A 12705-nucleotide genomic window follows, 5' to 3' on the forward strand; every position below is an offset into this window, starting at 1 on the left:
ATATACCTGTTTAAGAAAAACGAAAACCAAAGGGGAAGGATTGTCATCAAAATGTAATGTTTTAGAAAATGATTTGGACCGGTGATGCAGGCAGTTATCAGGAGGACGACCAAGTCAGATTCCGCTTGAGCAACGGATAGTTCAACGGATCATTCATTAATTCCACCATATGCGAAAAGAGCAAATCCGTTTCGTTCATGACATGCTGACGCCAAAGCCGGTTTTCGGTAAAGATCGCTTGCAGAGGCAGTCGAAAACCGGATGAGTCTTTAGCTGTTCCGCATTCGATGATCAGTCCAAGGAAACCAATCTGCTTTTCATGCGTCCACTGATACAGTGAGTTCAACCATTCACCTTCAAAGAGATAAAGTGGATGTTCGACAATCGGATAACGGGTGAATTCTTTTAAATGATCCGGTGTGCGGCAATCAGCGGAAGGCAGGACCAGTTGAACTTCTGTCTGGAGGCCGTGACCCGTGTGACAGTCAAGAAACAAAACGTGCGAGTAGGGAGTGATGAGGTAGGAAACTGCAGAAAGGACGTCATGAATATACGGGTCAGGCGGCTGTCCGTCAAAATGAATACTTATCGGTTGAGGAACTGGTACGGTTGTGGCGCTTTTGAACAAACGACCGGGACCGATTGGAAGTAACCGGCTTACTGTTTGGAACGAAAACGGGAAGTGTCCGAATCGACTACCGGAGCCCGCCTTCGGGATGAAAACACCACGAAACGGTGCATAAGTGTGATGGTCCATGGTGTCTACATTCATAGCGTGAATGAATAAAAGATCGACTTCGCTGCTGTTAAGCCGGGCGAGATGTTCTTCTAAAAATCGCAATTGCATCGCGCTCCCCGTAAACCCTTCGATTCCATGCAGACCGCTGCTGAGAATGAGCAACGCATGATTTCCCTCACGTTTCGCATGAATCAAGTCGCAGCTGGCATTTTGTGCCTGGTTGATCGGCAGGTGTGAAATGGACGGGTATTTTGTCGGCAAATGATGCAGTGCGGTTTCGAGGAGTCGTTTTCGTGCCGTCTCACATGTTCCTGAAAAGTATTGCAACATGATGCTGTCCTCCTTTTAGTCGAACGATACGTCACTGCTGTTGGAACAATCAATGGATAATGTCGTGTGGAGAATTTCCAATGCGTGCTCTTTCGCATCTTGCGTCTCGGCTGCGGTACAGTCTTTTGGCACCCAGATTTCGTATTCCCGCATATAAGCGTCGTTTGCCGTAAACAGGATACACATGTCGGTCGTGATGCCCGTAATGATCAGGCGTGAGATATTGAGATGCTTTAAGAGAATATCCAACTGTGTCCCGTAAAAACCGGAATGTTTCGGCTTGATGATGAAATAATCATCTTCTTGCGGATGCAATGCTTGAACGAAGACATCGGCGAGCCCGCCGCGGCACTCTTCGACAACCTGATCAACGTTTTCTTGCCATAAACTAAAATTGTCATTTACATAAATGACCGGTATATCATGTTCTTTACATATATGTTTAAGGTCGATCAAAGACTTCAATATGGGGCGTGTCTCAGCAAGCAGATTTTCTGCGCCTTCAAAATCCATTTTATTGATGATATCAACGATTAACAAGGCGGTTCCGGTTATTTTCATACTGCAGTCCACTCCTTATAAAAATGTGATGAGGTAATGATAGGGAGAATATAACTGGGCTTTAGCAATAAAGATTTCCGTTGGATCTTCCGATTCTTTTTCCCCCCGGACATCGATGAGACACCGGAAAATCGTCTCTTCGATTTCAGAGACGAATTCCGGATATTGATATAAGGCATACGCTAAATGCCGCCGGACATGATCCTCAATTAAGATAATGGCCGGCGAGGTATCTTTCAAAATCGTGCCTGAGAATGATCCGAGATGATTGCGAAAATCTCGGTTCAAGTAATAAATGATACGATCTAACTCATAATCCATACGTATTCACTTCCTCTGTCTTTAAATCAATTTATGGTTTTCCGTCTTTGGTCCGTTGCACCATCGGCAGCCGGACTAGGAAATCCGTTCCGACATCCAGTTCGGATGAAACAGAAATTTGTCCGGAATGAGCTTCGACGATTTCCTTACAAATCATCAGCCCGAGTCCGGTTCCTTGAATCCGCTTATGGTCGTTGCGCTCCACGCGGTAAAAGGACTCGAACAAATACGGTAGGTCTTGTTTCGGAATGCCGAGTCCGTTATCGCTGATTGTCAGGACAACCTCTTCCTCACTGCAGTCGAGCAGGACCTCGATCTTCGGACTCGACGGCGAGTATTTGATTGCATTACCCAAAAGGTTCGTCAGCAGTTGACGTATTTTTCCACGGTCCGCTTCAATCGTACAGGTCGTATGAGCCGAATCAAACAGGACCTGATGGGAGGTGTTGGAGACATTCATCCAGTCGGCTACTTCCTGTACCAAAGCTGCTATGTCAAAGGATTCAAACGAATAGACTTCCTTTTGGTGACTCAAGCGTTGATAGTCCAAGAAAGCGGTGACAAGCTTACCTAAGCGTTGGGCTTCACTGCGGACAGTTTTTAAATATTTCAATTGTTTTTCACCGGAGACGTTGCGGTGAATCATCAGCTCACTGAATCCTTCAATCGAGGCTAGGGGCGTCCGGAGTTCATGTGAAATCATTGAAATGAAGGCATGCTCCTTTTGTACCGCTTCGACTTCAGCCGTCCGTTCACTTAAGACAAAGATGATACCTTTGCTGTCCGGCAGAAATTCCGTATACAGACGGACGTGACGATTCCTGCTGACTTCGAAATCTTGGGCGTCCATGGCATGGCCGTTCGCTAAATGAATTTTTAATTGTTTCATATAGTCGGTAAAGGCCTCTTTTTCAGTAAAGACCCGGCGAAGGATGGCCATGATGGATTCAAAATCATGCAAAGTATCTGGCAGGTCTCGTAATTCGGGGAACATAGTGACCAACGTCCCGTTGTGAATCAATCGTGAATCGGGAAAATTGACGTACATGACGGCTTCTCGAAGGCTGTCCAAAATCCGTTGGACGTGCTGTTTATCTTCTTTCAGTGCCCGCATATGCTCGATTCGCAAAATCCCGAGTGACAGAATATCGCTGACTGCCGAAAGCTTTTCATATACTTCTGCCGTTGGGTCAGTGAATGTCAACAAGGCAAACGGTTCAGCTTCACGCGAATTCAGCAATGGAATAATCCGTTCAACAAGGTATTGATCCTCTCTGACAGGCTGCGCCAGCCGGGGGATGCTGCCTTCAGACAAAGGATTTTGCCGGTAAATGACTTCTTCTTGCCTCGAAACCAGAGTCAGCTTCAACTCCGGTAAGCCGAATGATCGGGCCACATCCCGTAGCAAATCTTGCGTGCAGTGAAACGTCTCGTATTCCAATAAGTGACGGGCAAGATCCGTCTGAAGTTGTAGCTTGATTTCCGTTTTGTTTTTTTCCGACAGGCTGTCAGAAAGTTCACGGTTCCGGCTTGATAATTGCTGATTGGCACGATCTGTTTCGGATTGTTGAAACGCAAGCATCGTCATCATGTTCTGCATGGCTTTGGCGAGGACGCCGATTTCATCCTGTCGTTTGATCAGAGGCATCGAAGAATAAGCATATGGATTTTTTGTTTGCTTGACCAGACGAACGAGATCATTTGTCAACCGTTGCATGAATCGGAACGTCCAGCTGTTTAAAAGGAAAAAGACAGCAACAAGAACTGTCAACGTTTTCCAAAGGGTCGCTCGCATCTGATGGGCAAGTGTCTGCTGTGCTCTTTTTTCCAGTATATGAATAGAGTTGATATATTGATCCGCTGCTTGTCGGGTCGTCGAAAAAAAATACATGGTATCGAGTGAAGAACGTTCTGTCCCGCTCATAGTCGATTGCAACGGGATGACGAAGGACGCATCCTTTAACATCCGTCGCATGGCGGTAAAATCGGTATATCGGTTGGCGGACTGTCGATTTTCCGTCAATGGAATCAATATTTTTTCGTAGTACTGTATTAAAATCATTGCCGTTTTTGAGTAAGAATCTGTTTCTGCGGAAGGGTAAGTATGCGCCAAATGTTCAAGATCCTGCTTTGTCCGCTTTAAGTCATTCGACAGTCCGAGAGAAGCCGGTGTTTCCTTTAATAAGGCTTCCTGAATCTCAATATTCGTCTCCTGCAAATCATTCCAAATCTCACGTGCAGCAGTTTTTTGATTGGTCAAACGCAACAGCATGACATTATTCTCTTCTAGTTGCTGAATGGAATAGGAATAGGCACCCATCGTCACGCACACTAAAATCATAAAATTTAATAGTAGCAGTCCTGAAAAGGTCCGGGTAATTTTACTGAATATCCATTTCATCATGACCTCTTTCTACAGCGGACAACGGAGATACGTAGTTCGTGTCCCTGATGATCGCTGTGTGAATAACATACTATGATTATACATGTTATGGGAGAGGTTTTGACCCGTTTCATCAATGGAACTTCTATTAAATTTTTGATGGTAGTATACAGACGATTAGTCTGGACTTTATTCTATTAAGTGATGAATGGATCCAATTAATTCATCAAGAGGCTCAAAACTCTCTAGAAAAAATTGATAATTGGATGGATGCCGAATGCCGCGAATGAAAATTCGTTTTTCTAGTGTCGGTAAAATCAGCAGATATTCGATATCCATGATCCGCTCTTCAGAAAATTCGCGACGGAAAACGGAAATTTTAGCTGAATTAGCAGTTAAATACGTCGGATCGACCCGGTAGCGTTCTTCAGAGAATTGTCTTTTGATAAATACTAAAAAGTCCGAACCACTAAAAAATTTCATATGCGTGAACTCCTTCCTATAATCGTTCTTTATATATTAAGTATTTCCTGTACATGTTTAAAGGAAACGTATTTCAGCAAAAAAATAGATACATTTCATAACACTTAAAACTATATCTTATGTCGTTTTTTTTGTACTATAGGTGATATAGAGAATAAAGTAGGTGGAAATAATGAAAATGACTCGATCGACGGATTATGCGATTCGAGTGCTATTGTATACGACTCTTCACCCGACTCGACTCGTTCAAATTCAAGAAGTAGCCGATTATTATGATATTTCGAAAAATCATTTAATGAAAATTGTTCATGCACTAAGCCGATTCGGACTCATCACATCCTATCAGGGACGTAACGGAGGTTTTAAGTTGGCGAAAGATCCGTTGGACATCACGTTGGGTGAAATCGTACAGCTTTTTGAAAAGGTCTCTTATCTTGAAAGTATTCCAGCCGTCCATGAAGATGAAAATCTGGGAAATATGAAAGAAGCGTTTGATGATGCATTTTTTCAATTTTCGGAAGCACTCAAGGCATACTCACTGCAAGATTTGATTCAAACGGATTGACGGTGTGTAAAAAAAGAGTTTAAAACACGTGGCAGATTGGTAATATTCTGTAACGTGTTTTTTTGTCATGAACAGAAGATAAAATTCCCTAATAAAACTGGTAAATGTTATACTTAATTTTGGATGAAAATAGGGAACTAAAATGGTTTCTTTCGTTGCATGTCCTCATCCGGAATAATCATAACTTGAATTCTGTCAGAAAGGAGTTTCCAGAATGTCTGAGATCACCATTGACACATTCACATCCTTTATCAAGACCATAATCAGACCTCCCTTATTTCTTGTAGAGAAAAAAGAACAGCCTGAAAACATAACGGTTGAGATTCGATACGCACAGTTGCGTTCTACAACCAAAGCTCAATTGTTAGAACCCCTTGTCCGTTTGTTCGAGGAAGAGGCGACGGATGAAGCAAGGGAAGTGTTAACGAAGGAATTGATTCATTTAGCTGCACATACACTACATCATTCGAATCATCTTTTAACCGCTTGCTTGACGAAAGAGACAAACTCAAATCGTCATTATGCTTATTTGTATATTGAAGGAAAAGAAGTACTACACCGAATTATGACGGATGAGAAAGATATCCTGCCGTTTGTTCGCCAGATCGATCAATTGATTCAGAAATTTGAATCAGACTAACGCTGACTGAAAATGGTGCAAGCCATTTTATATATAAGGATCACGTTCGAAAAACTGAAATGTACAGTAATCATGTAGGATTGCTGGAACAAGTCCGTTGAACATGCCAACAGGCAAGCCTTCCGAAATAACGGAGGACTTGCCTGTTGTTCATTTAACGATTCTCGGACGAGGTATCTTTGAACGCATCGACATATTGTTTCGCTTCCAGTAACGGATAACCAAGCGTTTCCCGGACGAGTTTAACGGCTTCGACTGTCTGATAATCAGCAAGAAGCTGCTTGATTTGTTCATTGAGTAAGGTATGACTGCTTGCTGCATCCGTCATCCCGAGGTGTTCCTGAATCCGGGTCATTTCGCGCAGGAGCTGTTGTTGCATGACCCGTTGCTTTGCCAGTTGTTGAGATACGGATTGCCAGAACATGATCAAGAGGATCAAAGGCAACCAAATCGATAAAAATGAGTCCATATGAAAGAAGCCTCCTTTTGTTTACCGTATCATACTAAAAATGATATAACAATTAGTGGAAATTGAAAAGAATACCGTTTATTCTGAAATAGTGGAAAATTAAGGGTTTGAAAAAGAAAGGAATGAAAAGTGTGGAAGATTTGTTAGCTGCGTTGATTCCGATATTACTTCTTTCAGGGAGTATCCTGTTTGTCGGGTTTGTCGTCACGCTCGGCAGTTTATTTTATTTCCGCCGGCGGTCGTTTGAGAAGAGTACATACAAGCAGGTTACACAAGAACGGTTTCTGAAGGCCGTCCGTGACAAAGGGATCTGGGGAGAATATTTAACGACCCGGCAACTTGAAAAAGTCGGCGGATACGGGAAATTCGTCATGAATACCTATCTGCCAAAAGCACGCGGCAAAGGTCTGACGGAAATCGACGTGACGTTTATCCACGAGAGTGGCATTTACGTGCTCGAGTCGAAAAATTACAGCGGCTGGATTTTTGGAAAAGAAGCGGACCAGCAGTGGACTCAGATGTTTAAAAACCGCTATAAACAAAAGTTTTACAATCCGATCAAACAAAATGAACAACACCTGAAGAGCATGGAACGATTTTTGGAGGCGATGGTCGTAGAAGACGTATTCCAGTCGGTCATCGTCTTCGGTGAACGTTGTGAACTTAAAAAAATTACGGTGGACTCAAGTCACGTCCATGTCATCAAACGGAATGACTTACGGCGGGCCATCAAGAAACTGGCGACTGTCGATCGTTTGACACCAGCACAGGTCGATGCGGTCTATGAGCAACTCAAGCAACAATCCCAAGTTAAACAAGAAGTGAAGGATGCGCATATCGAATCGGTTAAATCGTTTACGTCTTAAATTAAACAATCAGAAGGAAGTGGAAACATGGCCATTCATAAAAAGCCGATTGATTACATTGATATTCCTGCTCCGCAACATAGTGAAGGCGCCTATTACCGGGTTGTCTACGGGGATGTCGACTGGGAGGAAAATGAAAACTTTCATCGGGCGATCTACGTGTTAATGGGATACGAGGAAAAAATCATGTATCGCCGAGTCGCGCACATCTTAACGACACCGAATCACCCGAATGATTTGTCGGACTTCGATAAAGTGATGGCTGCAATGACCCGATTGAAAGACCGCAATGCTGTCTATAACGATAAAAAGAGAGAAAATCAGACATCTATTTGACAATCCACCGATTCCGGCATATAGTAAATAAGTTCAATTAATAAGTAGTGCAACTATTATGCCGAAAGTGGGGAGTCTTAATGAAAGAAGCGGATTGGTCACTTGGTATGCAATTGTCACGCAGCTATCTTTCCTTTAAACGGGCTGCCACGAAACGGATGGAACAACATGGCCTGACACCGGAACAATTTTCAGTGTTGAGTGAGCTGCATAAGCAGGAAGGCATCTCGCAAAAACAGTTGGCGTTGACGACCGAGCGGGATCAGACGACAGTGGGAAAAATCCTCGACAAGCTGGTCAAGAAAGGGCTTGTCATTCGTTCGGCGGATCCGAGAGACCGGAGAGCCTTCATTTTGTTGACGACGAAAGAAGGTATCCAAACGATTCATCTGCTCGAACCGACACTCGATGAACTGCAGCAGCAGGCGTTTTCCGGTCTGTCGAAAAAAGAGATTAAACAATTCATCAAGACACTCGAGACCATTTACAAAAATGTGACGTAAGTGGTTTCTCTTTTTGAACTGATAGTTGCACATGCTATTATAAGTAATGCATATATAAAAGGAGAGCGGATTACATGAAGAGTTTTAAAGAAGTATGGTCGATTACACAAACAAAAGTCGGGTTAATGTTTGCCTTGATTGTTCCGGTCTTGTTCCTTGTCGTCTGGATGACCGGTTACCACGGCGCGACGGACCGGTTGGATCAGTTACGGGTCGCTGTCGTCAAAGATGCGACGACGGAAGGACTATATCAAAACCTCAAAGCGGATAGTCCGTTTACCGTCAAAGCCGTTTCGTCCGAAACGGAAGGTCTGAAACAACTCGATGCCGGAAACATCGAGATGGTGCTTGCTGCCGATTTGACCGGTCAAAAACAGATGACGTTTCACGTCAATCAGGCAAATGCCGAGTTCGCGAACGGTATTCTGAAACAGGCGACAGCTGAAATCTCGCAAGGGGTAAACGGTCAGCCGGCTATTCGTTCGGACATCATCATCGAGCATGAAGTGTCCGATTTCTCGATGTCGATGTTGCCGTTGTTACTGGGCTTCGTGATTTATATTGCTGTCATGACGATGGGAATTCAATTTAATCTCGTGACACAAATTCTCCAAAAACGTTTTTCAAAATGGTCACTCTTTTGGAGTAAACAACTGTTGCACGGAATCGTCCTGCTGGTTGTTCCGCTCGTCATGGTATCGCTTGCGTTTGCCTTTGCCGAGATCGAGACATCCTTCTTGAAAGTATGGGCGTTCCAACTGTTGCTGACAGCAACGTGTATCAGCGTCACGCAGATGAACTTCACGATTTTTGGTCCGATTGCACCGCTTGTGAACGTTGCTTTGATTCCGTTTCAGTTAATGACGGCGGGAAATATCGTTCCGTCTTCGATGCTGGCCCCGTTTTACCAAACGATTGGTCATTATCTGCCGGTTCCGAATGCCGTCGGCGGTTTGACCCGGTTGCTGTATTTTGACGGTGATATCTCGACCTACCTCTTACGACTGGTGGTTATGCTGCTCGTGACACTTATCGTCACACTGATTTTGACAGCGGTTCGCCGGGAACAGGCACATGTTGTCGAGGTCAAACAGGCTTCCTGAAACAAAAAAACGAGCTAATCCAATCGGATCAGCTCGTTTTTTAGTTAAGCAAACAATTCAGCAATCGCTGTGTCACCCGTTAGCAACGGAATCGTTTGGTGGTACGCCGACTGTTGACCGATCGAGGCGACGACGACGCGGGCGACGTCTTCCCGGGCAATCGTTGTTTCGTCCGTTGAAGTCGGATCTGTTGTGACCGCACCTGTACCCGCCTCATCTTTCAAACCGCCCGGACGCAGAATCGTATAGGCAAGTGAACTTTCACGCAACAGACGATCCGCGTAATGTTTCGCGACGTAATACGGTTTCATGCTGTCGGACCACGTTTCCGGCGAGTCGGCATTTAAGGCGCTGACCATGATGAACTGGCTCGCTTGAATTCCTTCTGCTGCCGCAACTGCTTTTGCCGCTCCGTCAAGATCAATCAAAATGGTTTTATCCGCGCCGGTGTGACCGCCGGATCCGGCTGTAAAGATGACGATGTCACTGCCTTGGATTGCATCTTGAATCGATGCGACACCGTGCTCTAAATCGAGAGCGACCGGTGTTGCCCCGAGAGATTCAAAATCGGCATACTGTTCCTTTGAACGTAATCCGACGCGGACGTCGTGACTCGATCCGCTTAATTGTTTCGCCACCTGACGACCGACTTTTCCGTTTGCTCCAATAATGAATACGTTACTCATCTTCCATTCCTCCCATTCGTTGATTCGTTCTCTGTCAGTATGGAAGAAAGTAAGTGTATCCTGCAATCAAGAGGACTTGATGAAAGAACATTGCCTCTTTTTGACGAAATAATCAAAAAATTGTTGGAACCGTTAGAACAATATGATACTGTTTTGAGTATTATACAAAAACACAGCGTCAGACAGAGAGAGGAAGCGGACAGAGTGAATAAACGAGAATTGGCACTTGGAGGAAGTCTGTTGCTTTCCGGTCTTATGATAGCGACACGATTAAAGAATGCGACGGGTTCATTCAGCGTCGGTAAACAAAATGTCTTCACAACAAAAAAGATTGTCGTCGGAACGACCGGAGATTATAAACCGTTTACGTACCTGAACCGTCAGACCAACCAATATGAAGGGTTCGACATTGATGTCATCTGCTCGTTTGCGGAAGTCGCCGGACTCGAAGTCGAATTCGTCCCGACGACATGGGGAACACTGACCCGTGATCTACGTGCCGGGAAATTTCATATGGTCGTCGGCGGCGTCACGAAAAACATCGAACGCGAAATCGTCGGCGACTTCACGAAAAGTTACTTGTCGTTTCAAAAGACACCGCTCGTCCGGACAACGGATCTCGACCTGCTGACGTCAATCGAGGCAATCAATCGACCGGACGTGACAATCGGCTTAAACCCAGGAGGAACGAACGAACAATTCGTCCGGCAGACGTTTGATCAAGCCCATATCGTCATGTATGCCGATAATTTGGCTATCCCGGCAGCTGTCGCGACCGGCGAAGTCGATGTCATGATCACGGATACGGTTGAAGCGATTTATTATGCGTCGCTGGATACGCGGCTAGGGGCTCCGAAAATCACTGAAAAGTGGATTCCGGCCGAAAAAAGTTATCTGATCCAGGACCGGCAGACGGAAGTTCTGGACGTGATGAATCTATGGATGAATTCCTATGAAGGACAGGAACGGATTCGAGCCTTAAAAGAAAAGTGGTGTGTGGCTTCAGTTGGACAGGATGTCATCTAAATAGAGCAACCGATGGGCAAATCCAATTTTGGGTTTGTCCCTTTTTGTGCAATCAGCTAAAAAGTGGGTAAAGATAAGGAAGTGACTGAACGATTGTCTGACTAACGAAAGGACGGATGAGCATGATTGAAGTAGACCGGTTGACGAAGGAATATAACGGGAAAAAAGTCGTTGATCAGATTTCCTTTCATGTCGACAAAGGAGAGATTTTTGCCTTTTTGGGACCGAACGGTGCCGGTAAATCGACGACGGTTCAAATGCTGACGACATTGATTGCCGTCTCGTCCGGCAGTGCAACGATCAACCAGTACGACATTCAACGAAATCAAAAGGATGTCCGGTTGCAAATCGGTGTCGCCCTGCAGGAAACCGGTATCGATAATGATTTGACAGGTGAAGAGTTACTGGTGCTGCAAGGGAAACTGTTTGGATTTTCAAAGGACAAAGCCGTCGAACGGGCCGTTGAACTGCTTGAACTCGTTGGATTATCGGCAGACGGGAAACGCCGCGCCGGCACGTATTCCGGCGGGATGAAACGCCGGCTGGATCTCGCATTGACACTTGTCCATCAGCCGACCGTTTTGTTTCTCGACGAACCGACAACCGGACTGGATCCAGCAAGCCGTCAGCAAATCTGGACGGAAGTTCGGCGTCTGAATGAAGAATACGGAACGACGATTTTTTTGACGACACAGTACTTGGAAGAAGCCGATCAGCTGGCAGACCGGATCGCCATCATCAATGACGGGTAGCTGATTGCCGAGGGGACAGAGACGCTGAAGCAGGTCGTCCGCTATCTCGATGAACAGCACTTGACGGCCCGTTCGCTTGTTGTCAAACAGCCGTCGCTGGATGATGTCTTCATTCAACTGACGGGTCAGGCCTATAAGGAGGAGAGCTGATATGTGGCGGGAAACTTTGATATTGACGAAACGCAGCCTGCTCGTGACCTTACGGAATCCGTTTTCGTTCATCCCGAACTTGATCATCAGCGTTTTTTTCCTGCTCGTCTACACGAGCGGGCTGTCCGGCATCTCCAGTCTGCCCCAGTTCGGCGGCGTCGACTATTTTAACTTCATCCTGCCGGTCTCAATCGTCTCCGGTGCCGTCGGAGGAGCCGGGGGAGCGGGGCAGGCACTCGTCAAAGATATTGAGAGCGGTTATTTTGCCCGTTTGCTGTTGACACCGGTCTCACGAACGGCGATCGTTCTCGGTCCGATGCTTGCCGGGATGTTGCAATTATTCGTTCAGACGTTATTGATTTTCGGAATGGGCTTTCTACTTGGTCTATCGATTCCGGCGGGGATCAGCGGCTTTTTCCTGACGATTATCCTCGCTCTCGGCTTCGGTCTTGCCTTTGCCGGTTATTCCGTCGGTGTTGCTCTGAAAACTCGGAACGCCCAGGCGGCACAAGCCGGGACATTACTGTTCTTTCCGTTGATTTTCTTATCGACGACGTTTGTCCCGAAAGAATTGATTGAAGCGGAATGGTTAAAGGTAGCCGCGACGCTCAATCCGACGACTTATATCATGGAAGGGATGCGGGCGTCCTGCTACGCGAGACGATTGATTGGAGTGTTTATACACAGGGTGTCATCGTCGCTACCGTTTTGAGTATTGCGATGGTCGTATTTGCGGCACTCAACGCAAGGGGTGCCTTGAAGAAATGACAAAACGCTATCTCCGACTTTTTT

The 12705-nt window shown here is 45.5% G+C and carries 16 protein-coding genes; 9 read left to right on the top strand and 7 right to left on the bottom strand.

Going from position 1 to position 12705, the window contains the following annotated elements:
- Positions 1–97 precede the first annotated feature (97 nt).
- The 5 genes from KNP91_RS02800 to KNP91_RS02820 all read right to left on the bottom strand — a co-directional run bounded on the left by KNP91_RS02800 (position 98) and on the right by KNP91_RS02820 (position 4817).
- Positions 98–1069 carry a DUF2817 domain-containing protein gene (locus KNP91_RS02800; protein ID WP_214765026.1) on the bottom strand — a complete coding sequence of 324 codons (972 nt, stop codon included), beginning with the start codon at positions 1067–1069 and terminating at the stop codon, positions 98–100.
- A gap of 15 nt (positions 1070–1084) precedes the next feature.
- On the bottom strand, positions 1085–1630 hold the full coding sequence (locus KNP91_RS02805; protein ID WP_214848476.1) for a cysteine hydrolase family protein: 546 nt from the start codon (positions 1628–1630) through the stop codon (positions 1085–1087).
- Between the two features lie 15 nt (positions 1631–1645).
- Positions 1646–1951 carry a hypothetical protein gene (locus tag KNP91_RS02810; RefSeq protein ID WP_131973013.1) on the bottom strand — a complete coding sequence of 102 codons (306 nt, stop codon included), beginning with the start codon at positions 1949–1951 and terminating at the stop codon, positions 1646–1648.
- 31 nt (positions 1952–1982) lie between these two features.
- The gene (locus KNP91_RS02815) at positions 1983–4355 is read right to left on the bottom strand and encodes a sensor histidine kinase (RefSeq protein ID WP_214848478.1); all 2373 of its coding nucleotides are present in this window, start codon (positions 4353–4355) and stop codon (positions 1983–1985) included.
- 168 nt (positions 4356–4523) lie between these two features.
- Positions 4524–4817 (bottom strand): hypothetical protein, encoded by a 294-nt coding sequence (locus KNP91_RS02820; protein ID WP_214765023.1) that lies wholly within the window; start codon positions 4815–4817, stop codon positions 4524–4526.
- 172 nt (positions 4818–4989) lie between these two features.
- On the opposite strand from KNP91_RS02820, the gene KNP91_RS02825 reads away from it, so the two are divergent.
- Positions 4990–5382: an RrF2 family transcriptional regulator gene (locus tag KNP91_RS02825; protein ID WP_131973010.1), complete on the top strand. Its 393-nt coding sequence runs from the start codon at positions 4990–4992 to the stop codon at positions 5380–5382.
- Between the two features lie 214 nt (positions 5383–5596).
- The gene (locus KNP91_RS02830) at positions 5597–6022 is read left to right on the top strand and encodes a hypothetical protein (protein WP_131973009.1); all 426 of its coding nucleotides are present in this window, start codon (positions 5597–5599) and stop codon (positions 6020–6022) included.
- A gap of 154 nt (positions 6023–6176) precedes the next feature.
- Here KNP91_RS02830 and KNP91_RS02835 read toward each other — a convergent pair whose 3' ends face one another.
- The gene (locus KNP91_RS02835) at positions 6177–6491 is read right to left on the bottom strand and encodes a hypothetical protein (RefSeq protein ID WP_012370120.1); all 315 of its coding nucleotides are present in this window, start codon (positions 6489–6491) and stop codon (positions 6177–6179) included.
- Between the two features lie 122 nt (positions 6492–6613).
- On the opposite strand from KNP91_RS02835, the gene KNP91_RS02840 reads away from it, so the two are divergent.
- From KNP91_RS02840 to KNP91_RS02855, 4 genes are all read left to right on the top strand, one after another.
- Positions 6614–7357, top strand: a complete 744-nt coding sequence (locus KNP91_RS02840; protein WP_251135883.1) for a nuclease-related domain-containing protein — start codon at positions 6614–6616, stop codon at positions 7355–7357.
- A 27-nt stretch (positions 7358–7384) separates the two neighbouring features.
- On the top strand, positions 7385–7693 hold the full coding sequence (locus KNP91_RS02845) for a hypothetical protein (protein WP_214765021.1): 309 nt from the start codon (positions 7385–7387) through the stop codon (positions 7691–7693).
- Between the two features lie 80 nt (positions 7694–7773).
- Positions 7774–8196, top strand: a complete 423-nt coding sequence (locus tag KNP91_RS02850; protein WP_214848484.1) for a MarR family winged helix-turn-helix transcriptional regulator — start codon at positions 7774–7776, stop codon at positions 8194–8196.
- Positions 8197–8270: 74 nt separating this feature from the next.
- A complete protein-coding gene (locus KNP91_RS02855; RefSeq protein WP_214848487.1) occupies positions 8271–9299 on the top strand; it encodes a YhgE/Pip domain-containing protein in 1029 nt (342 codons plus the stop codon).
- Positions 9300–9343: 44 nt separating this feature from the next.
- On the opposite strand, the gene KNP91_RS02860 is transcribed toward KNP91_RS02855, so the two are convergent.
- Positions 9344–9985: an SDR family oxidoreductase gene (locus tag KNP91_RS02860; protein ID WP_214848490.1), complete on the bottom strand. Its 642-nt coding sequence runs from the start codon at positions 9983–9985 to the stop codon at positions 9344–9346.
- Between the two features lie 204 nt (positions 9986–10189).
- Here KNP91_RS02860 and KNP91_RS02865 point away from each other — a divergent pair, with 204 nt between their 5' ends.
- The 3 genes from KNP91_RS02865 (at position 10190) to KNP91_RS02875 (ending at position 12625) form a co-directional block, all read left to right on the top strand.
- Positions 10190–11011: a transporter substrate-binding domain-containing protein gene (locus KNP91_RS02865; protein WP_214765019.1), complete on the top strand. Its 822-nt coding sequence runs from the start codon at positions 10190–10192 to the stop codon at positions 11009–11011.
- Between the two features lie 122 nt (positions 11012–11133).
- A complete protein-coding gene (locus KNP91_RS02870) occupies positions 11134–11763 on the top strand; it encodes an ABC transporter ATP-binding protein (RefSeq protein WP_251135841.1) in 630 nt (209 codons plus the stop codon).
- Between the two features lie 151 nt (positions 11764–11914).
- Entirely contained in the window at positions 11915–12625 is a 711-nt protein-coding gene (locus tag KNP91_RS02875; protein WP_251135842.1) for an ABC transporter permease, read from the top strand.
- Positions 12626–12705 lie beyond the last annotated feature (80 nt).

Source organism: Exiguobacterium sp. s138 (assembly GCF_018618775.1).
Taxonomy (GTDB): Bacteria; Bacillota; Bacilli; order Exiguobacteriales; family Exiguobacteriaceae; genus Exiguobacterium_A; species Exiguobacterium_A artemiae.

What these genes read in the sequence shown, in the direction of transcription:
- KNP91_RS02800 (WP_214765026.1), bottom strand. Translation starts at nt 1,069, where the DNA reads ATGTTGCAATACTTTTCAGGAACATGTGAGACGGCACGAAAACGACTC.
- KNP91_RS02805 (WP_214848476.1), bottom strand. Translation starts at nt 1,630, where the DNA reads ATGAAAATAACCGGAACCGCCTTGTTAATCGTTGATATCATCAATAAA.
- KNP91_RS02810 (WP_131973013.1), bottom strand. Translation starts at nt 1,951, where the DNA reads ATGGATTATGAGTTAGATCGTATCATTTATTACTTGAACCGAGATTTT.
- KNP91_RS02815 (WP_214848478.1), bottom strand. Translation starts at nt 4,355, where the DNA reads ATGATGAAATGGATATTCAGTAAAATTACCCGGACCTTTTCAGGACTG.
- KNP91_RS02820 (WP_214765023.1), bottom strand. Translation starts at nt 4,817, where the DNA reads ATGAAATTTTTTAGTGGTTCGGACTTTTTAGTATTTATCAAAAGACAA.
- KNP91_RS02825 (WP_131973010.1), top strand. Translation starts at nt 4,990, where the DNA reads ATGAAAATGACTCGATCGACGGATTATGCGATTCGAGTGCTATTGTAT.
- KNP91_RS02830 (WP_131973009.1), top strand. Translation starts at nt 5,597, where the DNA reads ATGTCTGAGATCACCATTGACACATTCACATCCTTTATCAAGACCATA.
- KNP91_RS02835 (WP_012370120.1), bottom strand. Translation starts at nt 6,491, where the DNA reads ATGGACTCATTTTTATCGATTTGGTTGCCTTTGATCCTCTTGATCATG.
- KNP91_RS02840 (WP_251135883.1), top strand. Translation starts at nt 6,614, where the DNA reads ATGAAAAGTGTGGAAGATTTGTTAGCTGCGTTGATTCCGATATTACTT.
- KNP91_RS02845 (WP_214765021.1), top strand. Translation starts at nt 7,385, where the DNA reads ATGGCCATTCATAAAAAGCCGATTGATTACATTGATATTCCTGCTCCG.
- KNP91_RS02850 (WP_214848484.1), top strand. Translation starts at nt 7,774, where the DNA reads ATGAAAGAAGCGGATTGGTCACTTGGTATGCAATTGTCACGCAGCTAT.
- KNP91_RS02855 (WP_214848487.1), top strand. Translation starts at nt 8,271, where the DNA reads ATGAAGAGTTTTAAAGAAGTATGGTCGATTACACAAACAAAAGTCGGG.
- KNP91_RS02860 (WP_214848490.1), bottom strand. Translation starts at nt 9,985, where the DNA reads ATGAGTAACGTATTCATTATTGGAGCAAACGGAAAAGTCGGTCGTCAG.
- KNP91_RS02870 (WP_251135841.1), top strand. Translation starts at nt 11,134, where the DNA reads ATGATTGAAGTAGACCGGTTGACGAAGGAATATAACGGGAAAAAAGTC.
- KNP91_RS02875 (WP_251135842.1), top strand. Translation starts at nt 11,915, where the DNA reads ATGTGGCGGGAAACTTTGATATTGACGAAACGCAGCCTGCTCGTGACC.